General features: G+C 52.1%; 25 protein-coding genes. 15 read left to right on the top strand and 10 right to left on the bottom strand.

Going from position 1 to position 21,888, the window contains the following annotated elements; translation table 11 throughout:
• Positions 1-148: 148 nt before the first annotated feature.
• The 4 genes from TREPR_RS03590 to argH all read left to right on the top strand — a co-directional run bounded on the left by TREPR_RS03590 (position 149) and on the right by argH (position 2,730).
• A complete protein-coding gene (locus TREPR_RS03590) occupies positions 149-487 on the top strand; it encodes a helix-turn-helix domain-containing protein (RefSeq protein WP_015706924.1) in 339 nt (112 codons plus the stop codon).
• A gap of 124 nt (positions 488-611) precedes the next feature.
• A complete protein-coding gene (locus TREPR_RS03585) occupies positions 612-869 on the top strand; it encodes a hypothetical protein (protein WP_015706923.1) in 258 nt (85 codons plus the stop codon).
• Positions 848-1,234 (top strand): type II toxin-antitoxin system VapC family toxin, encoded by a 387-nt coding sequence (locus TREPR_RS03580; RefSeq protein WP_015706922.1) that lies wholly within the window; start codon positions 848-850, stop codon positions 1,232-1,234. Before TREPR_RS03585 ends, TREPR_RS03580 begins: the two co-directional genes overlap by 22 nt.
• A gap of 89 nt (positions 1,235-1,323) precedes the next feature.
• Positions 1,324-2,730 carry an argininosuccinate lyase gene (argH, locus tag TREPR_RS03575; protein ID WP_015706921.1) on the top strand — a complete coding sequence of 469 codons (1,407 nt, stop codon included), beginning with the start codon at positions 1,324-1,326 and terminating at the stop codon, positions 2,728-2,730.
• Positions 2,731-2,832: 102 nt separating this feature from the next.
• Here argH and nagB read toward each other — a convergent pair whose 3' ends face one another.
• The 4 genes from nagB to TREPR_RS03555 all read right to left on the bottom strand — a co-directional run bounded on the left by nagB (position 2,833) and on the right by TREPR_RS03555 (position 7,319).
• Entirely contained in the window at positions 2,833-3,624 is a 792-nt protein-coding gene (nagB, locus tag TREPR_RS03570; protein WP_015706920.1) for a glucosamine-6-phosphate deaminase, read from the bottom strand.
• A 14-nt stretch (positions 3,625-3,638) separates the two neighbouring features.
• Positions 3,639-4,808: an N-acetylglucosamine-6-phosphate deacetylase gene (gene nagA / locus TREPR_RS03565; protein ID WP_041610996.1), complete on the bottom strand. Its 1,170-nt coding sequence runs from the start codon at positions 4,806-4,808 to the stop codon at positions 3,639-3,641.
• 687 nt (positions 4,809-5,495) lie between these two features.
• The gene (locus TREPR_RS03560; protein ID WP_015706918.1) at positions 5,496-6,713 is read right to left on the bottom strand and encodes an FprA family A-type flavoprotein; all 1,218 of its coding nucleotides are present in this window, start codon (positions 6,711-6,713) and stop codon (positions 5,496-5,498) included.
• Between the two features lie 168 nt (positions 6,714-6,881).
• The gene (locus tag TREPR_RS03555) at positions 6,882-7,319 is read right to left on the bottom strand and encodes a response regulator (RefSeq protein ID WP_015706917.1); all 438 of its coding nucleotides are present in this window, start codon (positions 7,317-7,319) and stop codon (positions 6,882-6,884) included.
• A gap of 198 nt (positions 7,320-7,517) precedes the next feature.
• Here TREPR_RS03555 and TREPR_RS03550 point away from each other — a divergent pair, with 198 nt between their 5' ends.
• Complete coding sequence (locus tag TREPR_RS03550; RefSeq protein ID WP_245534779.1) at positions 7,518-8,528, top strand: tRNA dihydrouridine synthase; 1,011 nt, start codon at positions 7,518-7,520, stop codon at positions 8,526-8,528.
• A gap of 7 nt (positions 8,529-8,535) precedes the next feature.
• Here the strand turns inward: TREPR_RS03550 and TREPR_RS03545 are convergent, their stop codons facing one another.
• The 3 genes from TREPR_RS03545 to TREPR_RS03535 all read right to left on the bottom strand — a co-directional run bounded on the left by TREPR_RS03545 (position 8,536) and on the right by TREPR_RS03535 (position 10,813).
• The gene (locus tag TREPR_RS03545; RefSeq protein ID WP_342610068.1) at positions 8,536-9,201 is read right to left on the bottom strand and encodes an inner membrane CreD family protein; all 666 of its coding nucleotides are present in this window, start codon (positions 9,199-9,201) and stop codon (positions 8,536-8,538) included.
• A gap of 106 nt (positions 9,202-9,307) precedes the next feature.
• Positions 9,308-9,553, bottom strand: coding sequence for a hypothetical protein (locus TREPR_RS03540; protein ID WP_015706914.1), 246 nt, complete (start codon positions 9,551-9,553; stop codon positions 9,308-9,310).
• A 99-nt stretch (positions 9,554-9,652) separates the two neighbouring features.
• Positions 9,653-10,813, bottom strand: a complete 1,161-nt coding sequence (locus TREPR_RS03535) for an aldo/keto reductase (RefSeq protein ID WP_015706913.1) — start codon at positions 10,811-10,813, stop codon at positions 9,653-9,655.
• A gap of 128 nt (positions 10,814-10,941) precedes the next feature.
• Here TREPR_RS03535 and radC point away from each other — a divergent pair, with 128 nt between their 5' ends.
• The 8 genes from radC to TREPR_RS03495 all read left to right on the top strand — a co-directional run bounded on the left by radC (position 10,942) and on the right by TREPR_RS03495 (position 16,264).
• Complete coding sequence (gene radC, locus TREPR_RS03530; RefSeq protein ID WP_015706912.1) at positions 10,942-11,724, top strand: RadC family protein; 783 nt, start codon at positions 10,942-10,944, stop codon at positions 11,722-11,724.
• A gap of 81 nt (positions 11,725-11,805) precedes the next feature.
• A complete protein-coding gene (locus tag TREPR_RS03525) occupies positions 11,806-12,066 on the top strand; it encodes a hypothetical protein (RefSeq protein WP_245534778.1) in 261 nt (86 codons plus the stop codon).
• Positions 12,063-12,920: a hypothetical protein gene (locus TREPR_RS03520; protein ID WP_425358172.1), complete on the top strand. Its 858-nt coding sequence runs from the start codon at positions 12,063-12,065 to the stop codon at positions 12,918-12,920. Before TREPR_RS03525 ends, TREPR_RS03520 begins: the two co-directional genes overlap by 4 nt.
• Positions 12,921-12,988: 68 nt before the next feature.
• Positions 12,989-13,573 carry a MotA/TolQ/ExbB proton channel family protein gene (locus TREPR_RS03515; RefSeq protein WP_245534777.1) on the top strand — a complete coding sequence of 195 codons (585 nt, stop codon included), beginning with the start codon at positions 12,989-12,991 and terminating at the stop codon, positions 13,571-13,573.
• Entirely contained in the window at positions 13,570-13,983 is a 414-nt protein-coding gene (locus tag TREPR_RS03510; RefSeq protein ID WP_015706908.1) for an ExbD/TolR family protein, read from the top strand. The genes TREPR_RS03515 and TREPR_RS03510 overlap by 4 nt, the downstream gene beginning before the upstream one ends.
• The gene (locus tag TREPR_RS03505; RefSeq protein WP_015706907.1) at positions 13,980-14,378 is read left to right on the top strand and encodes an ExbD/TolR family protein; all 399 of its coding nucleotides are present in this window, start codon (positions 13,980-13,982) and stop codon (positions 14,376-14,378) included. The genes TREPR_RS03510 and TREPR_RS03505 overlap by 4 nt, the downstream gene beginning before the upstream one ends.
• Positions 14,371-15,042, top strand: a complete 672-nt coding sequence (locus tag TREPR_RS03500; RefSeq protein WP_015706906.1) for an energy transducer TonB — start codon at positions 14,371-14,373, stop codon at positions 15,040-15,042. The genes TREPR_RS03505 and TREPR_RS03500 overlap by 8 nt, the downstream gene beginning before the upstream one ends.
• A 52-nt stretch (positions 15,043-15,094) precedes the next feature.
• Complete coding sequence (locus TREPR_RS03495) at positions 15,095-16,264, top strand: Gfo/Idh/MocA family protein (protein WP_015706905.1); 1,170 nt, start codon at positions 15,095-15,097, stop codon at positions 16,262-16,264.
• Between the two features lie 14 nt (positions 16,265-16,278).
• Here the strand turns inward: TREPR_RS03495 and TREPR_RS03490 are convergent, their stop codons facing one another.
• Both TREPR_RS03490 and TREPR_RS03485 read right to left on the bottom strand, forming a co-directional pair.
• Positions 16,279-17,226, bottom strand: coding sequence for an NYN domain-containing protein (locus TREPR_RS03490; RefSeq protein ID WP_015706904.1), 948 nt, complete (start codon positions 17,224-17,226; stop codon positions 16,279-16,281).
• 161 nt (positions 17,227-17,387) lie between these two features.
• Positions 17,388-17,879, bottom strand: a complete 492-nt coding sequence (locus TREPR_RS03485; protein ID WP_015706903.1) for a PspA/IM30 family protein — start codon at positions 17,877-17,879, stop codon at positions 17,388-17,390.
• A gap of 96 nt (positions 17,880-17,975) precedes the next feature.
• Here TREPR_RS03485 and TREPR_RS03480 point away from each other — a divergent pair, with 96 nt between their 5' ends.
• A complete protein-coding gene (locus TREPR_RS03480) occupies positions 17,976-19,316 on the top strand; it encodes an OmpA family protein (RefSeq protein WP_245534776.1) in 1,341 nt (446 codons plus the stop codon).
• Positions 19,317-19,362: 46 nt separating this feature from the next.
• Here TREPR_RS03480 and TREPR_RS03475 read toward each other — a convergent pair whose 3' ends face one another.
• A complete protein-coding gene (locus TREPR_RS03475) occupies positions 19,363-19,893 on the bottom strand; it encodes an REP-associated tyrosine transposase (RefSeq protein ID WP_081468627.1) in 531 nt (176 codons plus the stop codon).
• A gap of 122 nt (positions 19,894-20,015) precedes the next feature.
• On the opposite strand from TREPR_RS03475, the gene aspS reads away from it, so the two are divergent.
• Entirely contained in the window at positions 20,016-21,863 is a 1,848-nt protein-coding gene (gene aspS / locus TREPR_RS03470) for an aspartate--tRNA ligase (RefSeq protein WP_041610994.1), read from the top strand.
• Positions 21,864-21,888: the final 25 nt, after the last annotated feature.

Raw genomic sequence — 21,888 nt, 5'->3', positions numbered from 1 at the left:
TTATCAAATGTTTTAACCAAAATTACAAATACCTTTCTATTTTAATAATAAATAAGGGTATTTTCTAATAGCTAATGTGCTTAATCTAATAGATTATTCATATTTTGTCAATCTGAAAGCATAATAAATAAGCCAAAGGATAATTTTTATGAATGAACGTGATTTAAGGTCGATTTTGAGCCTTAATATAAAAAAATACCGTAATTATCGTAAGTTATCCCAGGCGGAATTTGCCGAAAAAATTGGCATTTCTATACCTTTCCTTAGTGATATTGAAAATGGTAAAAAATGGCTGTCCCCTCGGACATTGGCAAAAATAGCCAGCGCTTTAAATATTGAAGCGTATGAACTACTTAAACCTGAAAAGCTAATTCCAGACAATATTGTAGATATTTTAGAAAAATATAAAGTTGATATTAATGAGGCATTTGGTAAAACTTTAGGCGATCTTCATGAAAACTTTATTTCTCAAGTAATTACAAAATAAAGACTAAAATCGAATTAAACAGAGGAAAAGGGAATAGGCGCCACTTTTGGGAATCGACATCCCATTCAGAATGATCCTTGAAATTCGACGATTTTGGTGATAGATTAAAAGAAATGAGGAAATTATGTCTGAGACAGAACTGCTCTTGAAAGAAATTGAGGGACTCCCCGCCAGTTATATAGGAGAAATCCGTGATTTTGTGGGTTATCTCAAACATAAAACCTCTTTGTCGGGGAAAGATACAGATAAGCGCCCCGGTCTCGTCGAAAAAAAGCTTTCAGAACGTTTTGTCGGCGCCCTGAGGCTTTCCGATGATGCATACGCAGCTTTTCAGAATTCCCTGCAAGAAGGCCGTAACGAATGGACTCAGGATTCCTATTAGACTCCAATGTCATAATTGGCTATTTAGCAGCTAAAATTCCCGCTTCGGGATTAAAGGCTGTCGCCGCGATTATCGACAACACGCCGCATATATCGGTTATTTCCCAAATGGAAGTTCTACGGCATAACGATACGCCCGAAAATGAAAAAACACTTATGGATTTTATCAATAGTTCAATAATCCATCCCTTAAGCGAGGCTGTCGTCCAGCAAACCATAGCCCTGGCGAAAAAAAGCAAAATAAAACTTCCGGACGCGATAATTGCGGCGACCTCTCTGATTGAGGGCTTTACCCTTGTTACCAGAAACATTGATGACTTCAAAAAAGTTAACGGTCTCAAATTTCTCAATCCTTGGTCTATCTAGGCAAGATCATGGCGTTCGAAAAAAAGCCCCAGCTTGAATTATCACTTGTGATATAATAAGGTAAAACAAAGACTTAGCGAGGCGCAACAATGAAAGATCAGGACAACAAACCCACCCCCCAGGTCCTCTGGGCAGGCCGGCTCGCGGAAAAACCCGAGGCCGAGGCTTTCGCGTTCCAAGCATCCATCTCGGTGGATCAGCGGCTCGCACAGGACGACATACTGGGGAGCCGGGCCCATGCGGCCATGCTGGGCAAACAAGGCATCATCCCCCCGGAGACTGCGACGGCCTTGGACACCGAGCTGGCCCGGATCGCCGACGAGCTGGAAGCGGGGAAACTGGCCATTGATCCGGGCGCCGAAGACATCCACTCGTTTATAGAAGGGATCCTCACCGAGCGCCTGGGAGACGCGGGCCGCATGGTCCACGCAGGCCGCAGCCGCAACGATCAGGTGGCCCTTGATTTCCGGCTCTACCTCAAGCGGGCCGTGCCGGAACTGGGCGCCGAACTTACCGAAACCATCCGGGCCCTGCTGGACCAGGCGGAACAGCATACCGAAAGCATCATGCCCGGCTACACCCACCTCCAGCGCGCCCAGCCGGTAACCCTGGGCTATCAGCTCAGCGCCTGGTGCGCCGGCCTGGCCCGGGACCGCTCCCGCTTTGCCGACGCCTTGCGCCGCCTGGACGAGTGCCCCCTGGGAGCCGGGGCCCTGGCCGGGTCCTCTCTGCCCCTGGATCGGGAAGCCACGGCAAAAGCCCTGGGCTTTGCCCGGCCCACCCTCAACGCCATGGACTCTGTGGCTGATCGGGACTTTGCCCTGGAACTGGCCTCGGCCTGTTCCATCACCATGATCCACCTCTCACGGTTTTGCGAAGATGTGGTCCTCTGGGCCAGCGAGGAATTCAAATTCATTGATTTAGCCGAATCCTGGAGCACCGGCTCATCGATCATGCCCCAGAAAAAAAACCCCGACTTTGCCGAACTGATCCGGGGCAAGTCGGGTCGGACCACGGGGAACCTGGTAAGCTTGCTAACTTTGCTGAAGGGCCTTCCCTACGCCTATGATAAAGATCTCCAGGAAGACAAGGAGGCGCTTTTTGACAGCATTGATACGGTCCGCTCCTGCCTCAGGATGTTCCGGGGCATGATGGCAAGCGCCCGATTCAATAAAAGCCGCATGGAAGCCGCCTGCATCGGCGGTTTCATGGAAGCCACGGACGCCGCAGAATACTTGGTCCGCAAGGGCCTCCCCTTCCGCAAAGCCCACGAAGTCGCCGCCCTGGTGGTCCGGGATTGCGTGGCCGCAGGGCTTACCCGCATCGCCGACCGCTCTTTAGCGGAACTCAAGACCCGGTCCGAACTTTTTGAGGCGGACATTTACCAGACTATCACCCCTGCAGCCTGTGTAGCCGCCCGGAAGCTCCCCGGCGGCCCGGCCCCGGAGGAAGTGCGCCGGCAGATCCGGGTGCTGCGCGGGGAAATTGCCGGCTAAAGCCGGCACCGGCTTTAGCCGGTGTTGCAAGTAGCGAGAAAGGCTCAGTATATCTAATCCTTAAAGAACGAGCCGCCGCAGAGGATCGTTCGAACAGTTTTTCTACAAATTTTCCCGTTCAATTTCCTTGAAGTACCGCACGGTCCCCACCTTTAACTCATCGGTGGCCGCATCGTCGCAGACAATGATCGCCCTGGGGTGCATCTGGAGGCAGGAAGCGGTCCAGATATGGTTAACCCCCCCCTCCACAGACGCCTGAAGCGCCCGGGCCTTGTTGTGGCCGCTGACCAGGATCAGTACCTCCCGGGCATCGGTAATCGTAGCGACCCCCACGGTCAGGGCGGTGGAGGGCACCTTGGTAATATCCCCATTGAAAAAGCGGGCATTGGCGATCTTCGTATCAGTGGTCAGGGTCTTGACCCGGGTACGGGAGTGAAGGGACGATCCCGGCTCGTTAAAGGCGATATGGCCGTCGGCGCCCATACCCCCCAGAAAAAGCTCGATTCCCCCGCACTCAGTAATACTATCCTCATAGGCCCGGCATTCTGCTTCCAGGTCCTCTGCCATACCATTCAGGATATGGGTATTTTTCCTGTCGATATCAATATGACTGAAAAAATTGTTTTCCATGAACTGGTAGTAACTCTGAGGGTGATCCTTCCCAAGCCCCACATACTCATCCATGTTGAAGGTCACCACATTAGCAAAGGAGACATCCCCCTTCTTGTAGAGGCTGACAAGTTCCCGGTAAACCCCCAGAGGGGTTTCCCCAGTAGGGAGGCCCAGCACAAAGGGTTTGCCCGGCCGGGGATCGAATTTTTTAATACGCTCCGCGATATAGGCGGCCGTCCAGCGGCTGACAGCATGATAATCATCGTGAATAACAAGGCGCATGGTTCCTCCGAGAACTACAGGCTATTGTACTTTATATCCCCCCCAACCAGGGAGGCAAGCACCGTAAAATTGTGGTCAAACACCACAAGATCCGCATCGTTTCCAGGAATGATGGTCCCCTTACCCTTATACCGCATCACCTGGGCAGGATTGGTGCTGGCGGCCTTCACCGCATCCTCCAGGCTGAACCCGAAGGACACCAGGTTTTTCACCCCCCGGATCATGGTGAGCCCTGAACCGGCTATCACCCCGTCGGATTTCCGCCGGAAAAACCCGTCCTGAAACACCACCTCCTCCCCGTTGGCAAAGAAGGGGCCCTCGGTCTGCCCGGTAGGTTTGAGTCCGTCGGTGACCAGGATGATTTTGTCGATGGGCTTATCCCGCAGGAGCAGCTTGAACAGGTCCGGGTGAACATGAAAACCATCGGCTATGATCTCGCAGGAAATTTCCGGGTGGGTCAGTATGGTCCCCACCGCATTGGGGTTCCGGTGATCCAGTTTGCTCATGGCATTGAACAGGTGTGTTGAGTGCAGTATTCCTACCTGCATACCCTCCACCATGTTTTCATACTTAGCATCCGTATGCCCCGCCTGAAGCACGATCCCCTTTTTGATACAGAACAGGGCCAGTTCCCGCATACCCTTAAGCTCCGGGGCCACAGTCATATTAACGATGTGCCCCCCCGCAGCCTCCCAGAGCTTTTCCATAAAGGGGATATCCACGGTTTTAACCGTTTCCGGCCTCTGGACCCCCAGGCGATCCGGTGAAAGAAAGGGCCCCTCCAGGTGTATCCCCATGATACGGGCCCCCTTTTCCTTTCCCATGGCGGCGGTGATATTGGCCACCGCCTGGAGCATCTCTTCGGGCTCCGAAGGGTATAGGGTCGGGTTAAATGCGCTAACCCCGCAACCCCCCAGGAGCCGGGACATTTCGATGACAGAATCCGTAGAGCCATCTTCAGTCCCATAGCCCCCGAACCCATGAATGTGGGTATCGATAAAACCCGGGGCTATATAGGCGCCCTGTACGTCGATTGTTTTTATCGACGGGGCAAAGTGCTTCTGCTCGAAACGCCGGGCGGAAAAAACATCCGCTACCAGGCCATCCTCGATCAACACCGCGCAATGTTCCATGGCGGCAAAGCCGGTCATCACGGTTCCGTTATGCAGACAAATTGGGGTCATGGGTTAAGTATAGTGTACAATTTCAATAAAGTGAAGAAAGAGTGATTATTTTCGGTTTGGGCAATAGTGGCTCATATTCTCCGGGAGGGGCGGGGGTACCTCCGGGGCTGACATGTTGAGTCTGCTTGCGGAGCCCGGTAGGTCTCCTCCAGCAGGGAAGGGGGCTTGATGCCTTATCCCAAATAGCGGCTTTTATTGAGCCCCACGCCAGGCGACCTTTATTATTTAACAACCTTGCGGTTGCATTTCCAAGCGTCCATAGACGCCCCGGAGGCATCCCCGCCCCTCCCGGAGGCCTGGGTCAAAATTATGGAAACAGGTATCCAACATCATTCTATAAAGTCTGCATTAATGTACATATACGGGGATAAAGGCAGATGTGGGTAAATAATTCCCTACCCTGCCACTGGAATTCCTCATCGGCGGCTTATGTCACTTGGGAAACCATGCCTCCCATACCGTTGTGCATAGTCACTATTTTAGGTAATTATACAGGGATAAAGGCAGGGCCGGGTGGGCAATGCGCCCCGGCCCGTCTCTGGAATTCTCTGCTGGAGGAGACCGCGTAAAAGAATGGTGCGGGCTCCGTAAGCAGGCTCTACAGGTTAGGGCCGGGGCGCATTGCCCACCCGGCCCGGTCACTAACCCAGTACAGTCATTATAAACTGAGAAAACTTGCCCATCTGCCTATGCCAACAACTTAACAGCCCTCGCCAGCTCCCGCCCCTTTTCTTCCAGGGCAAGGACTTCCTCCTCCGTGGGGGCGCCGGCCCATTCCTTGCTTTCCAGGCTGGTCCACTTAAGGGGCTCAATGGCGGCTTCGTAGTCTTTTTTGGCCCCACCGACCCAGCCCCAGGAACCGATGCGTAGGACCGTTTTCCCGGTGATGTGCTTGCGACGGAAGATGTCCAGCACATTGGACATGGGGGGGAACATGGCGTATTCATAGGTGGGCATGGCGATGACCAGGCCGCTGCTCTTGTAAACGTCCGCCAGGGCGAAGGAAACGCTTTCGTCGGGGATGCGGTGGAGGGAATAGGGAACCCCTTCGCTTTCAATACCCCGGGCCACCGCGTCCACACCCTGCTTGGTGTTGCCGTACATGGAGCCCCAGACAATGGCAATTTCCTTTTCAGCCGGGCCTTTCGCATAAGAGGCGTACTTGAGGTAGCGGTCGATGATCGTCTTGGGGCTTTTCCGCCAGACTATGCCGTGGCTGGGGGCTATACATTTGATATCCAGGCCTGCAAGTTTCTCCACCGCCTTTACCACAAAAACCGAAAAGGAGGCCACGATATTGGCATAGTAGCGGAGGCATTCTTTTTCAAAGACTTCATGTTCCGCAGGGCTGAATTCATCGTCAAAGATCCGGTCCCCCAGGGCTCTGTAGGAACCAAAGGCGTCACAGGGGAAAAGGGTTCCGGACTCACCGTCCCAGGTGACCATGGTCTCGGGCCAGTGGATGTTCGGGGCTTCCCGGAAGGTCAGGACCTTGCCCTTTCCTAAATCCAGGGTTTCTCCGTCCTTCACCGCCCGGAGCCCGTCTTCTATTTTATAGAAGGATTTGACCAGGTTGATCCCCTTGGCGGTGGAGATGATCTCCGCTTTGGGGCTTTTTTGCCGGAATTCCCTGAGCCAGCCTGTATGATCCGGCTCCAGGTGGTTCAGGATGAGGTAATCCACCTGGTCAAAGCGGATCCCTACATCGGACATGGCTTCCTCAAGCTGTTTGGGCGCCCCACCCCAATCCCGAATCAGGTCGATCAAGGCGATCTTATCCCCCTTCACCATATAGGAATTCAGGGAAACCCCCTGGGGAATGGGCCATATCCCCTCAAAAAGATCCGGGGCTTCGATATCCGCATGGAGGCAATAAACCGAATCCGAAATTTTATGTGCTTTCATGGCTATATCCTTTTATTGAAATTATATCAAATTTTTTACAAAAAATAGAAAAGAATGCCGCCCCTATTGGGGTCTAAAAAAACAGCCCCATCCCTTAAGAGTAAATACTCCGATAAGAGAAGGGGGAAATTATACCATTCACGGTACTCAGGACTGAAAACTGTCCATTTAACGTTTCAAGACTGAAATAACCCGTTCCAGAACCTTTTTCCGGTCCAGGGGCTTCACGATGTAGCTCTTTGCGCCCATGAGCAGACATTTTTTGACCACATCCTCTTTTCCCAGGGCGCTGACCATAATGACACAGGCGTTTTTGTCAAATTCCAGTATCTTTTCCAACGCCGACACCCCGTCCATTACAGGCATCGTGATATCCATGGTAACCAAATCAATGGTTGGATGCATTTCCTTGTACTTTTCAACACCCTGAGCACCATCAGCGGCGGTTCCCGCAACCTCAAAGCCCTCGGATGTAAAAATTTGACCAAGTTGTTTTGCGATAAACATGGAATCATCGACTATGAGAACCCGAAAAGACCCACCTTCGGGTTTTTGCCCCTCGGGAGCTTTCTCATTCATGCTGGGCATATCACCTTTTGCTATCATGCGGTACGCTCCTCTTCTCCTTAATACTTTATGTTATAGCATATTGCAAGTCAAGGGGTTAGGCCCTTCCTTTTGTCAACACTCCAAAACCGGTAAGCGGCTTCCAAAGAAAACCCTATTTTGAAAGTATCGGCTACTTGCACGAAAAAAAACCTACTATAGAATACTAGCATGTCCGTTTTTTTTATGCTAGCACCCTTGGCGGAATTAAGTCATCGGGCCCTGCGGGAACTGATAGAAGGCTTCGGTGGCTGCGACGAATATTTCACTGAGATGATCAGCGCCGGGGCTCTAATCGGCGGCGGCCCCTTTGAATCCTGGTATATTGACGGCGGCCCCTGCCCGGAAAAACTGGTCTACCAACTGGTAGGCGCCGATCCCGGCCACCTGGCAGCAGCCACAGCCCTCCTGGACCGGCTTGAATGCCGGGGCATCGACATCAACATGGGCTGCTCAGCCCCGGCCATCACCCGCACCGGCGCCGGGGTCCGCTGGATGGCGTCCATGGACGCCGCCTCCGCCATGATAGACAAAGTCCGGGCCGCAACCCGGCGGCGGCTCAGCGTCAAACTGCGTATAGGCCTGGAAGACAACTTCGACTACCTGGTGGAGTTCTGCCGCCGCCTGGAAGCCTGCGGGGTGGAGCTTATCACCCTGCACCCCCGCACTGCCAAAGAAAAATTTAAGCGCCGGGCCCGCTGGGAATATGTGGGCCAACTCCGGGACGCCCTGGGCATCCCCGTGGCGGGCAATGGAGACATAGCCAATTCGGAAGACCTGGTCCGCCGTGCCGCCTCAGGCTGCTGCGATGCGGTCATGGCCGGCCGGGCGGCAGTGCGGCAGCCCTGGCTTTTCGCCCAGGCCAGGGCAGCCCAGGGGGAAGCGGCGAAAGAAGTGAAAACGGCGCCGGGCACCGAGCTGGGAGAGGCGGCGAAAAGGGTGACTGTCACCAATCCGGGAGAGACGCCGGGTTTCAAAACGGTGCCTGGCACCCTTTTAGAGGAAACCGGGCTGCGGTTTCTGGAGTTGTTGGCCCGGTACCAGCCGCCGGAGTTTCACCTGAGCCGGGCGCGGCGCTTTTTCAACTACTTTTGCGATAATCTCAAGTGGGGCAATTATGTGAAGAATCTGCTGGGACGGGAGGCGGATCTGGCGGGTATAGGGAAGGCATGGACGGGGTACTTTGCGGAGCATGAGGGGGAGCCGTGAGCGGCGATTATTCCCTGTACCAGTCAAGTTTCCGGGTAAGGAACATGATCAGTGCAACCACCACGAAACTGCCTATGGACCCGATAAGCAGGGCATAGGATTCTGTATTCAATACCGCATAGAGCAGCACGTATGATATGGTTACCACCAGGCCCATGTACCAGCTTTTTTTCCAGGACGGCAGCAGGGACCGGGAATAGAGGGTCACCATGATGGTTACCCCCAGAGCGGCAATAAAGTACGCGGTATAAAAGGGGATTTGTTCCGACAGGGAAAGGAGCAGTAAATAAAACACCGCGTTGCCAATGCCGGAAAGCAGGTAGGGGACCGGGTGAATACGTTTTTTAGTGAATATTTCAAGCAGAAAAAGTGTCAGAAAGGAAACCAGTAAAAAAAGAATGGCATACTTCACTGCTCGGGTATTCAAGGCATAGGTATCCACGGTTCTGAAAAAATTCACCCCGAATAAGGCATCGGTATACTCATAATCCTTGTTATATTCCTTAAGAAACAGGGGAATATCACGGCTCAAATAACTGATACCCCAAAGCGCCGAAAAATCCGCATCCGTGATGGTTGATGTGCCGGGTAGGAAGGAACCCTGAAAGGAAGGGGAAGACCAATCGGAGGAAATGCTTACATGGGTATCCTGCCCCATGGGCAGCAGCCATATAAATTGCCCGCCCTAATAACATCGGTATCCAGCGGATTGTTTTCAGATTCCGGAAAAAAAGGCTGCCCCTTTTAAGGCAGCCTTTTTTAAGTTCGGGCGGATACCCTTACTTCTTCTTTGCGGGACCCTTCCGGCTGTCCGCAGTGGGTTTCTTGGCTGCGACCACATCGGCCTTGTCCAGGGCGGAGGCGGGGAATACACCCTGCTGCCCTTCCTGGGCATTGGAAAACCAAACGGTGGTTACCAGCTTGGCATCCACGTCAACCGATTGAACCACCATCTTAGGACTATTGGAAAGTCCGGATGCAGTTACTATCTCCCCAATAAGAGAACCTGTAGCTCTAACACTCATTATTACTCCTTAATAAAAACGTTTCATCGAAATATATACGTTATTCCATGATTCAGCAAGTACAAAAAGGCCTTTTAAGCCTCTTTTCTCATTAAAACTCTATTCAATCCAGCCGCTGAGGGCCGCATGGGCGGTTTCCAGCTGTTTGGGAATTTCAAGATGCTGGGGGCATTTGGCCTCGCACTCCTTGCAGGCAACACAGAAGGAGGCATCAGCCTTTCCCTTGGTAAGAAAGAAGTAGCCCCGTTTGGCACCGTAGAAGGAGCCGAACATGGTCCCCTCATTGTACCGGGCAAAGACATCCGGAATCTTGACCCCCTGAGGGCAGGGTAGGCAATATTCGCAGCCTGTACAGGGGATGGCCGCCAGGGACTCGTATTTGACCTTTACCCGGGTGAGGATTTCCTTTTCCTCCGGGGTAAGGCAATTCGGCGTCGATTCGGGCTTGGAGAAAATTTCGATATTATTCTTGAGCTGTTCCAGGGTGGTAACCCCGCTCAGGATAGTGCTGACCTGGGGATAATTTATCACGTGGCGGAAGGCCCATTCCACAGCGCTCCGTTTTACCGGGTATTCTTCGTAGATTGCTTGGACCGGGGCCGGAGGGATGGCCAGGTTGCCCCCCCGAAGGGGTTCCATGATGACCAGGCCGCAGCCCTTTTCCCCTGCAAGCTTGATAGCCTCCTCGGTTGCCTCGTGGTCTACGTCCAGCAGGTTCTGCTGGATCTGGCACATGTCCCAGGAGTAATAGGAAAGAACCTCCTTAAAGGTAGGCAGTTGCCCATGATAGGAATACCCAATCCCCCGGATCAGCCCTTCGGAACGGAATTTTTCGTATTCTTCAATGATTTTCCTCTTTTTAATCTCTTCCCAGGCTGATTTTTGGATATTATGAATGAGATATACGTCAATATGATCGGTACGAAGCTTCTTGAGGGTATTTTCCAGGTTCCGGCGTATATCATCCTGGGTTTTCATCACCCCAAAAGGCTGCTTGGTAACAACTTTAACCGCTTCCCGGCGGCCGCCCCCTTCCAGGGCTTCGCCGAGTACGGATTCGCTGGTCCCATTGTGGTAGCCGAAGGCGGTGTCGAAATAGTTAACCCCATGATCCGCCGCATACTGGATCATCTCAATGGCCTTTTCTTTGTCCACCTGGGCTTCTGTAGTTCCCGGGAGCACAATCCGGGGGAGCCTCATACAGCCCATGCCAAAGAGTGATACCTTAAAACCGTTTTTACCATACGTCCTGTACTGCATAAACACCTCCCTAACAATACTAATTCAGAATACTATACGCCTTTTTTCCTGGAATAAGTCAATAGTTTTTGTAAATTTTTCATTAGCAAGTAAAGCAAAAAAAATACCCCGACCCCTAAAGGGTTATTATGGACCATTCTATCTATCCCTATACCATACCCACCGCTGATGAACTCCCGGCGCCGATCCCCAAGGGGGGCGAAAAGCTCCCCCTGGCGGAGGACCCGGGATACCGGGGCTTCCAGAAACTCAGTCCCCGTTTACTTCCCCAGGATATGCGGCCCCGGGAGCGGCTGATCGCCCAAGGACCCGGCGCCCTGGAGGATCAGGAATTGCTGGCTATACTCCTGAATACGGGAATCCAGGGCAAAAATGTCAGCATCCTGGCCAGGGAACTGTTGGAGCGGCTGGATCAGGACAAGGGCATCCCCTCCATTAAGGAGCTTTGCCAGCTAACCGGGCTGGGGGAAACCAAGGCGTCTGCCATTGCGGCCATGCTGGAATTCGGCAGGCGGCGCTGGGGGCCCTCGGGGACCCGGATCAAGCACCCATCGGATATCTTCAATACGGTTCGCCACTACGCTGACCGCCGACAGGAACGGTTTATCTGCCTGTCCCTGAACGGTGCCCACGAACTCCTGGCAGTGCGGATCGTAACCCTGGGCCTGGTTAACCGGACTATTGTGCACCCCCGGGAGGTATTCGCCGACCCTATCCTGGACAGGGCCTCTGCCATTGGGGTCGCCCACAACCACCCCTCGGGGCAATTGAAGCCATCAATTGAGGATGGAGAGATCACCGCCCAGTTAGTCAATGCGGCGAAAATCCTGGGACTCCGTTTTCTGGATCATGTAATTTTTACCGCAACCGGTTATTTCAGTTACCGGGAAGAAGGACTCCTGAAGGGTTAAAAATTTTCCTTGATGCCCCCAGGAAAATCTAAATGCTCAAAAGAAAGTAGACCCGATAGAAACTCCGGGGTATAATAAGGCATGAAGGTAACTCGAAACTTGCTGCTAGGTATCACCGCCGGGTTGGGGGGGTTTATCATTGCCTATAGCCTGTTCCGGCAATTCACCGGTATCGGATTCAGTGAACAACTTGAAAAGTTCATACTGGACGGGGTGATCTTCGCCGCCCTGGGAATTTTCGTCTATAACCGGAAGCTTGCTTCGGAAGAAAAAAAGGAAAAAGAAGCAAAGGAACGGGCTGAAAAGGAACAAACTGAGGCTGGAGGACCGGAAGAAGGGTGAAGTTGAAGGGTTTTACAACTACCCTCATTATCCTCGCAATTTCAGAGGGCCTTTGGGGCTGTGTTTCCCTGGTTGAGACTGGCGGCCGGCTCATGGACGGCTCAGCCTTCGCGGCAAAGCCCCTGGGGGTTTACAGGCAGCGACCCAAGTCCGGAATACGCCTGGACCGGATGCGGCGGAAAGACGGTTCGGAATTTATCGCCATAAGCCTTGACGCCATGCCGAATCTCCGGATCAACGGCTCCCTTCCTGACGAGAATGGCGCCTTCTACCTGGTGTCTCTGGATTTTCTCAATCCCAATGCCCTGGGGTGGAACGAATTTACCCAGGGGCTTTCCGGAAGCGGCAGCTTTGTTATTACCGGAGAAAAGGGCAAAGAGGGGACCCTGCAACTGCGGGAGCCCGTGGAATCCCTGGATATCATGGAAGGAAAAATACACCGGGGAGGGAACCGCTTAAGCGGCGCCCAGGCACTTACGGCCCTGCATAACCGCCAGGAACGGATCGCGGCTCTGACAGAATGGATGAAGGAAAGGGAGCCGGATTCAGATGCCGGGGATCTGGAGGCTTTTGAAGACCACTGGAAACCCCTGCTTTTTCCGGAACTGGTCCCGAAAAAGCAGCGGCCCGCGGAATGGGACAGTGAAAACCCCCTGTGGACCCTGGGCGAGGATGTCCGGTGGAATGGTGGGTACACTCGGGCGGTTTTTCCGGAGGAACTGTGGCCAGTGCGGGATTCCGGGACTCTCCTCCGGGACTGGGAAGAGGCAGCCGGGTGGATCTATCTGGAATTTGAATGGGATAGTATAGTAGCATCCCTAACTGAAAAGGTTGTTCTAAAAAAAACGAAGTGAGGTATTAAATGGAACCCGGAAGCTCAAGTTTTACATTATTAGCCCTCTTTCAAATGGGCGGGGCTTTTATGTGGCCCCTGCTCGCCTTCTCGGTGGCCACCACCGCCATCGCCCTGGAACGGGTTTTCTATTTGGCCTATCACAATCTCAGGCTGGACGACCTTGAAGAACAGGTGGGGCAATATATGAGGAACAATGATCTGGACGGAGCCCGGCAGTACCTTTCAGGCCTGACCAAACGCCGCATGGGAGCGCGGATACTCCTGGTACTGGTCAATAGCTCCAAACTGTCAGAACACCGCATCGAAAAGGCGGTGGAAACCGAGGCTGCTACCTGCATCAATTCCCTGGAAAACGGCTTTAACTTTCTCACCGCCCTGGGTTCCCTGTCCCCCCTGACAGGCTTTCTGGGAACCGTATCGGGGATGATCGGAGCCTTCAAGTCCATCGCCGAGGCTACGGAGGTGAACGCCCAGATTGTGGCTAACGGTATCTACGAGGCTCTGATCACCACCGTGTTCGGCCTGATCATCGCCATCATCGCCATGATCGCCCACTCCGTCTTTTCTCATATCGTGGACAAATTCACCGCAGATGTGGAGAAAAGCTGTTCCGACCTTATCACAGAACTGGTCACTTCCACAGAATCATGAAACTGAACCGAAGGAAGCGGCGTGGATTTGAAGACACCAGCGCCTCAAGCGACATAGCTTTTCTGCTGATCATCTATTTTATCGTTATCGCAGGGTTCAATGTCAACAAGGGGTTTCTGATAAACCTTCCTGCAAAGGACTCCACCAGGCTCATCCTGAAGGATGACCTGCTGCGCTTTGAACTTGACCGGTCCGGAATTCTTCTCTTCCGTGGAGAAGCTATGGATCACAGTACAGCGGAACGGGAGATACGGAACGCTGTAGCCTCCCGGCCCAACCTGGCGGTGATCCTCACTGTGGACGGCAGCGCGCCTTGGCAGCAGGTAGTCTCCTTTGTAGAATTGGCCCAAAGGCTGGAAGTAGAATCCTTCTCCTTTACCATGAAAAATCCCGAAGGGGGTTCCACATGAAGCTCAGGAGGGAGCGGAAAAAATTTATTGTCCCCATGAATTCCATGTCCGATGTAGCCTTCCTCCTTTTAGTATTCATTATGCTGTTATCCCTGATCAACTACCGCAGGGAAGTTAAGATCGATTACCCCGAGGCGGCGGCGGCCAAAAGAACCAGCGCCGAAAAGAATCTGGAAATCTGGGTGGACAAAGCAGGCGCCGTATATCTGGACGGCCTACCGAGCGATCTCGGCGCCATTGAGATAGCCATCACAGATATTTACCAGGACGCCCCGGACACACGGGTCCACGTTATAGCCGACAGGGACACCTCTTTTCGGGATGTAAACAGAGTACTCCAGACACTTCAGCTCCTCCAGTACCGGGTGGTAAGTTTTGTGGTGAAGGATGAATAATACGAGACACCCCATCAATAACACTGCTGTTACCCGGATGATCATTTTTTTTGTTGTTGCGGGTATCCACATCCTTCTTATCCTCTTCTTTGCCATCAAGGTTGACGCCGCCATTATCTTGACTGAGCAGCCTGTGATGGTAATGAAACTAACGGATGTTCGGGAAGAAGAGCCTGCTCCACCTCCGCCACCCCCGCCGCCCTCTCAACCGGAGCAGGTGGAAATTACCCAGAACAGTCTTGAGGCTGTTGCGGAAACCATGATCGAAACCGATGAGGAACCGGATCAAACTGTAATTGCCGGGGCCGTTCCCCAACTCACCGGGTACCCAGGCGGTACAGGTTCCGCCGCTGAGGACTACCTTCCCATGCACAAGGTATCCGTGGCGCCGGTTTTTTCTGAAATGGAAATAAAACAGCGTCTGGTATACCCCCAAATAGCCTTGAGGTCAAAAATCGAAGGCATAGTTTATCTGGAACTTTTTGTGGATCGCAGCGGCCAGGTCCGGCAGATAACGGTACTGCGGGAGACTCCGGCGAACCGGGGCTTCGGTGAGGCGGCGGTGAAAGCATTCGAGGGGATACAGGGAAAGCCCGCAGAGGCTAACGGTGCAGCGGTAGCTGTACGATACCGCTATCCGGTGCGTTTTGCCATAAGGGGATGAGCCGGATAACAGAATTATTAACAGATATGAATATTTTTAGAGGAGTATAAATATGATTAATGGAACCCTTGGTATTGATCACCCCATCCGTTGGGGTATGGTTGGGGGTGGGAAGGACAGTTTTATTGGGTACATCCACCGTTCAGCGGCGCTGCGGGATCGCAGTTTTGCTATACTGGCCGGGGCCTTTGCCAGGGATAGTACACGGTGCAGGGATTTTGGCGTTTCCATAGGGGTTGATGCCAGCCGCTGTTACGGGGATTACAAAACCTTGTTTTCCGAAGAATCAAAACGCAAGGACGGGATTGAGGCGGTCACCATCGCTACTCCCAATAATACCCATTATGAAATATCCAAGGCAGCCCTGGAGGCAGGGCTCCATGTAATCTGCGAAAAGCCCCTGTGTTTTAAAACCGAAGAGGCGGAGGAACTGGCTGCCCTGGCGGAGAAAAAGGGCCTAATCTACGGGGTTACCTACGGGTATTCGGGGTACCAGATGATACACCAGGCGAGCGCCATGGTAGCCAGGGGGGATCTGGGGAAAATACGCCTGGTAAACATGCAGTTTGCCTACGGGTCCTTTAACACCAATGCGGTGGAAGAGGCCAATGCCTATGCCCGGTGGCGGCTTGACCCCACAATCGCCGGTCCAAGCTTTGTCATCGGCGATATAGGCACCCATTGCCTGTTCCTCAGCGAAACTATCGCGCCGGAATTGAAATTAGAAAAACTGCTCTGTACCAGCCAGACCTTTGTAAAAACCAGGCAGCTTGAAGACAACGCCTATGTGCTGCTGCAATACAAGGGGGGCGCCGCGGGGATGCTCTGGGTTTCCTCGGTGAACTGCGGCTGTACCCATGGGCAGAAAATACGGGTAATCGGCGAAAAGGCCAGCATAGAATGGTGGGACGAGCATCCCAACCAGCTCAGGTATGAAATTGAAGGGGAGCCTGTGCGTATCCTCGACCGGGGCGCAGGCTACCTGTACAGCGAAGCACTGGCAGAGGACCGTATCGTCGGCGGGCACCCGGAAGGCCTTTTTGAATCCTGGTCAAACCTGTATCGCCGCTACGCCATTGCTATAGACGCCGCAGCCCGCAAGGATACTGCTTTTCTTAAAAGCCACTGGTATCCTGATGTAAAGGCCGGTGTGCGGGGGGTACGTTTTGTGAATGCCTGTGTACAGTCTGCGGAGGCAGGATCGGCCTGGGTACAGTACTAATACCCAGAGGATAGTTATTCGTCCATGACCGTAACTTTACAGGCTCTATACCGGGGGGCCTCTTCTTTTTTACTGCGTTCCGCATCCCCCTCGGTATAATATTTTACTTTCATACCGGTTGTAAGCTCGTCAAAGTCTATATTGGTCAGGGTGCTGTAGTGGAAAAAAATATTATTATTCCGATCGTCTCGTATAAAACCGAATCCGTCTCTAAGGCTGCAAATTGTTGAGTATTGTTCTTCGTCTGTATTTTCAGATGCCGTTTTTTGCTGGTCATTTTTTGGTATAATCCTGGGAGCTGCAATTGGTTTTTCAAGAACAAATAAATTGTCAATAATTTCATTATCATTATTGTTAATATATTCGTGCATTGATATGGGATAAAAAACTTCTTCCAATAATTGCCGGGATGTCTTAGTTTCTGTGATGACCCCGTTTTCGTTGTAGTAAGAAAAATCCCAACTGATGAGCATCACCTGTGTGCCAAGGGTGGTAAGCTTTCGCACCAAGGGAACATAATCGCCGTCACCAGCTACCAATACCAGGATATCAAATTTTTTATATATTGCCAATTCATACGCTTCTAACGCAAGCCAGACATCAATTCCCTTTTCCTGCATAGAACTGCTGTCCCCATTGTAGCGCAGGGGCAAATAATGGCTTACAATATTTTCCCGCATGAGTATATCATCAAACACCCGCTCACTTTGTACCTTCTCTCCCAAATCCCTGGCATAGGGGCGGCCCTTAAAATAATGGGCGTCTATAATCTGACAAAACCGTTTATCTTTTATACCCGTAAGGCCGGCTATTTCGTGGCGGATAAATTCATGTAATCCGGTAATGCTTATCCTGGATTTTCTTTCATGCTCATATTTGTAATAATTACTTACCTTGTAGAAATAATAACCATCGTAAAATATACCTATTCTTAAAAAATCCTTCACCCTGCTATCCATCATATAAAATTCCTTGGCAATCAATCAAATTATACTTAAAACAGGGAAATATTTCAAGGCAGATGAGGGTATTAAACCAGACTCGCGAATAACACTCAAGAAGCTAAGAGGGGTATGAAAAAGATAGAAAACAGCCCTTTGATATTCATGGCAAACGGCTCGAGTTACGGCGTTTCGTCCCGTTTCATCTTAGCCTTCAGGGCCTCCAGGGCCGCATCGGCTTCCGCCTCCTCAAACTGGCGCTCAAGCCCCGGTTTCAGTTCTTCCCCCGGGGTAAGGCCCAGGGCAATCAGTAGTTCCTGTTCAAGCAGATCCGGATCAACACTCCGTTCCCGTGCCGCAAGGCCGGGGAGCTGATCCCGCATCCGCTGTATCTGCCCCTTCAACCCGGCAATCTCTGCATCCAGGGCATCCCGCTGGGCCTGCATTTTATCCGCCTCGGCCTGGGCTTGCGGGGCTAAATCCTGGGCGCCCCTGGATTGGGCAAGGCTCACCCGGGCAGCCCATTTTTCATATTCTGTGGAACATTCTTCCCGCTTTTTCTCCGTAAGCTTTAACGTGGTAATATAGTGGAAGATATATTCCTTAGCATCAACGGCGCCCATGCCGCGCAGGTCATCCGCAGGAAATTCAGTTGGAACTACGGGATTTTCCATAATAGTATTCTCCAATAATTGGTTTAGTATAGCTGATTCTGAGCACTTATGCCATATTAACTCAAAATACCCCTTAAAATCAGTAAAAAGTAGTAAATGATGATAATTTTTACTGGAAAAAGTGCCGCTACTATAACTATGCGGAGAATTGTGTTCTGGAAATTCACTCTTTTTACGGTATTTTTGCTCATTCCGGCCATTCTTGCCATCCCAGAGGAGGCCGGGGCAGTACACTTGTCCCAGGAAATCCAGGGGCCTTACTCGTTAGTTGAGCGATCCGACTGGTCCCGGTATGATAACGGAAAATATACCGGGCACGTGTATAGGGAGGTCCGGGCGTCAATAATTCCCCAGCGGCTCCCCTATCCCGCCGGAAGTTTTGCCAATGGCGCCGGAAATGCGCCTGCCAATGGGGACAGAGCTGGGGCGGTGTTTCAATATCGCGGCAACTTTTTTGTTATGGAAGAAACCCTGCGGGATATGCGCCAAAGCGCCCGCGCGGTGGACATGGTGATCCCCGCAAGTTTCCGCATAGACAGGGACAGAGGTCTGCTCATTGAAAACGATCGAGGCTTTCCTGCTTTCCGCAATTTCCCTGTTTTCCCCCCCGATGCGATACGGCCCGGCTCGAAATGGACTGCTCGGGGACACCGGGCGGTGGATCCCCTGAATGAGGGAAAACCTGTGGTGATACCTTTGGTGGCGGAGTATGAATACCGGGGAGTCGAGGAATACCGGAATGTTCCGGTGCACCGGATTTTTGCAAAATATGCTTCCCGGTACGAGGGACAGAGCTCGTTCAATGATATTGAAGAGGGACAGAGCTTAATTCAAAAGAGCAATTTTAATGTTCAAGGCGCCCATAATGTGGATATCCTTCTCCGTGTTTCTGACGGCGTCCCCCTGCTAATACGGGATAACCTGGATGAGACTTTTTCCTGGCCCAATGGTTCGACCCTGCGCTTCCGGGGGTTCACGTTGACCTTTGGCGATGGGCTTATTCCTTTGGATCGGGAGGCGATTATTATTGCTGCTAACACGGTTAAGCAGACTCTTCCCCCAGATACCGGTATTGATATGAGCTCTGTCCCCGAAGGGGTCAAACTTACTGTTAAGGACATCCGCTTTGCACCGGATTCGGATGAAATGCTCGTTTCCGAACGCCCAAGGCTGGACATTATCGCCAGGGTATTAAAGGAAACCCCGGATCGGACCTTCCTGGTAGAAGGGCATACCGCCGCAGTAGGGCGGCCTGCTGGGGAAATGGAGCTTTCGGTGCAGCGGGCCAAGCGTATGGTTGATGAATTGGTGAGCCGGGGGATACCTGCGGATCGATTTATCTATAAAGGCTGGGGCGGGACCATGCCCATAGGGGATAATACAAACGAGGAAGGCCGCAGGCTCAACCGCCGGGTAGAGATTACTATTCTGGAATGACAGGGTATGGCGCCTGTTAGCTAATATCATACATGGAAGAAATCTTTCATGTATCGGCGTTTATTATTAGTAAGCGATAGTACAGATGGTACATACCTAATGTTAAGCCGGGAAGCCCTTCCAGAATTTCGCAATTTCCCTCCTTGAAGTGCCATAAGCCGCCAAACTCCCATTCATCCGCTCTTCCAACAATCTGCGCGTTTATCGGGTTTTGGATCACATAGATGAAGGTTTTGATAAAATCCCGTATGGAATCAAGGACCTTGGAGAAAAATCGTTCCCCCCAGACATGGCCACTTACGAGATGCTTTCGGTTCCATGCCATGGCGAAGACACTTAATATCCATTGCATAATGCGGGATAGGGACTCATTTTGTTCCGGATGAATGATCAAATGGATATGATTGCCCATAATGCAGAAATTGTGGACTTGAAAGCGGTACCTCCTCTTTGCCCGCTTAATGGTGTTGAAGAAGAGCGCACGCATCATATCGCAATAGAGAATCATCTCCTTCCTGTTTGCCCTGACCGTGACATGGTAGGTGGCGTTTGGTTTTAAAATTCGATTATGCCGCATACAGGATATATGGCAACGAAGAAAAATTTACTTTAGTTCCTATTAATTTTTTTAAATTTTTAGCTCTGTCCCCAACTATTGCCATATAGCCCCCCTCCGGCTATAGTCATTTTATGGAAACAATGAAGCGTACAACGAACTGTGGCGCCCTGCGGAGGGCCGACGAGGGAAAAACGGTTATCTTGAACGGGTGGGTGCACCGGAAACGGGATCACGGGGGGATTTCTTTCATCAATCTTCGGGACCGGTATGGAATAACCCAGGTGGTGGTCGATTCGGATGCACCGGCGGAGCTTGCGGCTTTGATTGCAGAATTGCGGAATGAATTTTGTATTGCCCTTGAGGGAACTGTGCGGTCCAGGCCGGATTCCATGGTAAATCCCGAAATGGCCACCGGTGAAATTGAAGTTGTGGCAAAAAAACTGGTTATATTGAACCGATCCGAGGTTCTGCCCTTTCAGATAGATGAAGAATCGGAGGTCAAAGAGGAACTGCGCCTGACGTACCGCTACCTTGATCTTCGGTCTGCTGGAATGCAGCGGCGTATAAAGCTCCGAAATGAGGTGAGCTTTGCGGTCCGGGAGTGGATGATTGGCCAGGGTTTTTATGAAATCGAAACTCCAACCTTTATAAAATCGACCCCCGAGGGTGCCCGGGATTATCTGGTCCCTTCCCGGCTGTATCCGGGCAAATTCTACGCCCTCCCGCAATCTCCCCAGCTCTATAAGCAGATTCTCATGGTTGCGGGCTTCGATAAGTATTTCCAGATTGCCCGGTGTTACCGTGATGAGGATGCTCGCGGTGACCGGCAGCCCGAATTCACCCAGATTGATATCGAAATGTCCTTCGTAAATCGGGACGATATCCTTTCCATGACCGAAGGCCTTATGGGGCATATATTCAAAAAGACCCTTGGGCAGGAACTCCCCCCCCGCTTTAAACGGCTCAGTTATGAAGAGGCCATGGAGCGCTACGGTTCCGATAAGCCGGACCTGCGTTTTGATATGCCTATGCAGGATTTCGGCCCCTATGTGGCCGAAGGAAGTTTTCAGGCTTTTAAGGATGCCTTGGCCGCCGGGGAAGCGGATAAGGCAGCTGCTGCCGCCAGGGGGATAAGCTTGGCGGGAGGTGGGGTGAAGGTCCTGGTTGTACCGGGGAAAGCCGATTATTCCCGCAAACAGATCGAAGAATTGGAAGCCCAGGCAAAAATCTATAGGGCTAAGGGATTGGCCTGGATGAAAGTTGCGGGAACCGAAACTGAGTCGATCCTTGAGGGCGGTATCGCGAAATTTTTTGGGGACAGAGCTCAAAAAATTACCGCAGGACTCGGCGCCAAACCCGGAGATCTGCTCCTTCTGGTGGCCGACTCCCAGCGAAAAATCGCCAATGTCGCCCTGGGTTCGGTCCGCTCCAAGCTTGGCCGGGATTTGGGGCTTAACGGCCCCGGTCCGGACGGAGTTCCCCGCTTTGAATTTGCCTGGATAGTGGATTTCCCCCTCTTTGAATTTAATGACCAGGAGAACCGCTGGGAAGCCGCCCACCATATGTTCTCCTGGCCACAGGATAAGTATCACGCAACTCTGGAGCAGGATCCCGGTTCGGTAAAGGGAGATCTCTACGACCTGGTTCTTAACGGGTATGAATTGGCCTCTGGTTCCATCCGTATCCATGACTCGGAGCTTCAGAAGCGTATTTTCAAAATTGTCGGCCTTGATCCCCTGGAGGCTGAACAGAAATTCGGTTTCCTCACTGAGGCTTTCAAATACGGCGCTCCGCCCCACGGCGGCATTGCTCCGGGGCTTGACCGGCTGGTCATGCTCATGGCGGGGGAAACTTCAATTAAAGAGGTTATCGCCTTTCCGAAGAATTCTTTTGCGGTTAGCCCAATGGATGATTGTCCCGGCGAGGTTGATCAAAAGCAGCTTGATGAGCTGCACCTTGCGGTTGTACTGCCTCCTCGGACGGAGTAAGGATTATTATGGGGACATAGCTCAA

Source organism: Treponema primitia ZAS-2 (assembly GCF_000214375.1).
Lineage (GTDB): Bacteria > Spirochaetota > Spirochaetia > Treponematales > Breznakiellaceae > Termitinema > Termitinema primitia.
This window is presented reverse-complemented; position numbering and strand designations above follow the sequence as displayed.

Bases quoted from the DNA above. Each gene is read 5' to 3' on its own strand.
- TREPR_RS03585 (WP_015706923.1), top strand. From the start codon at position 612: ATGTCTGAGACAGAACTGCTCTTGAAAGAAATTGAGGGACTCCCCGCC.
- TREPR_RS03560 (WP_015706918.1), bottom strand. From the start codon at position 6,713: ATGAAAGCACATAAAATTTCGGATTCGGTTTATTGCCTCCATGCGGAT.
- radC (WP_015706912.1), top strand. From the start codon at position 10,942: ATGGACCATTCTATCTATCCCTATACCATACCCACCGCTGATGAACTC.
- TREPR_RS03555 (WP_015706917.1), bottom strand. From the start codon at position 7,319: ATGATAGCAAAAGGTGATATGCCCAGCATGAATGAGAAAGCTCCCGAG.
- TREPR_RS03480 (WP_245534776.1), top strand. From the start codon at position 17,976: ATGATGATAATTTTTACTGGAAAAAGTGCCGCTACTATAACTATGCGG.
- TREPR_RS03490 (WP_015706904.1), bottom strand. From the start codon at position 17,226: ATGATGGATAGCAGGGTGAAGGATTTTTTAAGAATAGGTATATTTTAC.
- TREPR_RS03535 (WP_015706913.1), bottom strand. From the start codon at position 10,813: ATGCAGTACAGGACGTATGGTAAAAACGGTTTTAAGGTATCACTCTTT.
- TREPR_RS03540 (WP_015706914.1), bottom strand. From the start codon at position 9,553: ATGAGTGTTAGAGCTACAGGTTCTCTTATTGGGGAGATAGTAACTGCA.
- TREPR_RS03590 (WP_015706924.1), top strand. From the start codon at position 149: ATGAATGAACGTGATTTAAGGTCGATTTTGAGCCTTAATATAAAAAAA.
- nagB (WP_015706920.1), bottom strand. From the start codon at position 3,624: ATGCGCCTTGTTATTCACGATGATTATCATGCTGTCAGCCGCTGGACG.
- TREPR_RS03485 (WP_015706903.1), bottom strand. From the start codon at position 17,879: ATGGAAAATCCCGTAGTTCCAACTGAATTTCCTGCGGATGACCTGCGC.
- TREPR_RS03525 (WP_245534778.1), top strand. From the start codon at position 11,806: ATGAAGGTAACTCGAAACTTGCTGCTAGGTATCACCGCCGGGTTGGGG.
- TREPR_RS03500 (WP_015706906.1), top strand. From the start codon at position 14,371: ATGAATAATACGAGACACCCCATCAATAACACTGCTGTTACCCGGATG.
- TREPR_RS03505 (WP_015706907.1), top strand. From the start codon at position 13,980: ATGAAGCTCAGGAGGGAGCGGAAAAAATTTATTGTCCCCATGAATTCC.
- TREPR_RS03580 (WP_015706922.1), top strand. From the start codon at position 848: ATGGACTCAGGATTCCTATTAGACTCCAATGTCATAATTGGCTATTTA.
- TREPR_RS03475 (WP_081468627.1), bottom strand. From the start codon at position 19,893: ATGCGGCATAATCGAATTTTAAAACCAAACGCCACCTACCATGTCACG.
- nagA (WP_041610996.1), bottom strand. From the start codon at position 4,808: ATGACCCCAATTTGTCTGCATAACGGAACCGTGATGACCGGCTTTGCC.
- aspS (WP_041610994.1), top strand. From the start codon at position 20,016: ATGAAGCGTACAACGAACTGTGGCGCCCTGCGGAGGGCCGACGAGGGA.
- argH (WP_015706921.1), top strand. From the start codon at position 1,324: ATGAAAGATCAGGACAACAAACCCACCCCCCAGGTCCTCTGGGCAGGC.
- TREPR_RS03510 (WP_015706908.1), top strand. From the start codon at position 13,570: ATGAAACTGAACCGAAGGAAGCGGCGTGGATTTGAAGACACCAGCGCC.
- TREPR_RS03495 (WP_015706905.1), top strand. From the start codon at position 15,095: ATGATTAATGGAACCCTTGGTATTGATCACCCCATCCGTTGGGGTATG.
- TREPR_RS03515 (WP_245534777.1), top strand. From the start codon at position 12,989: ATGTGGCCCCTGCTCGCCTTCTCGGTGGCCACCACCGCCATCGCCCTG.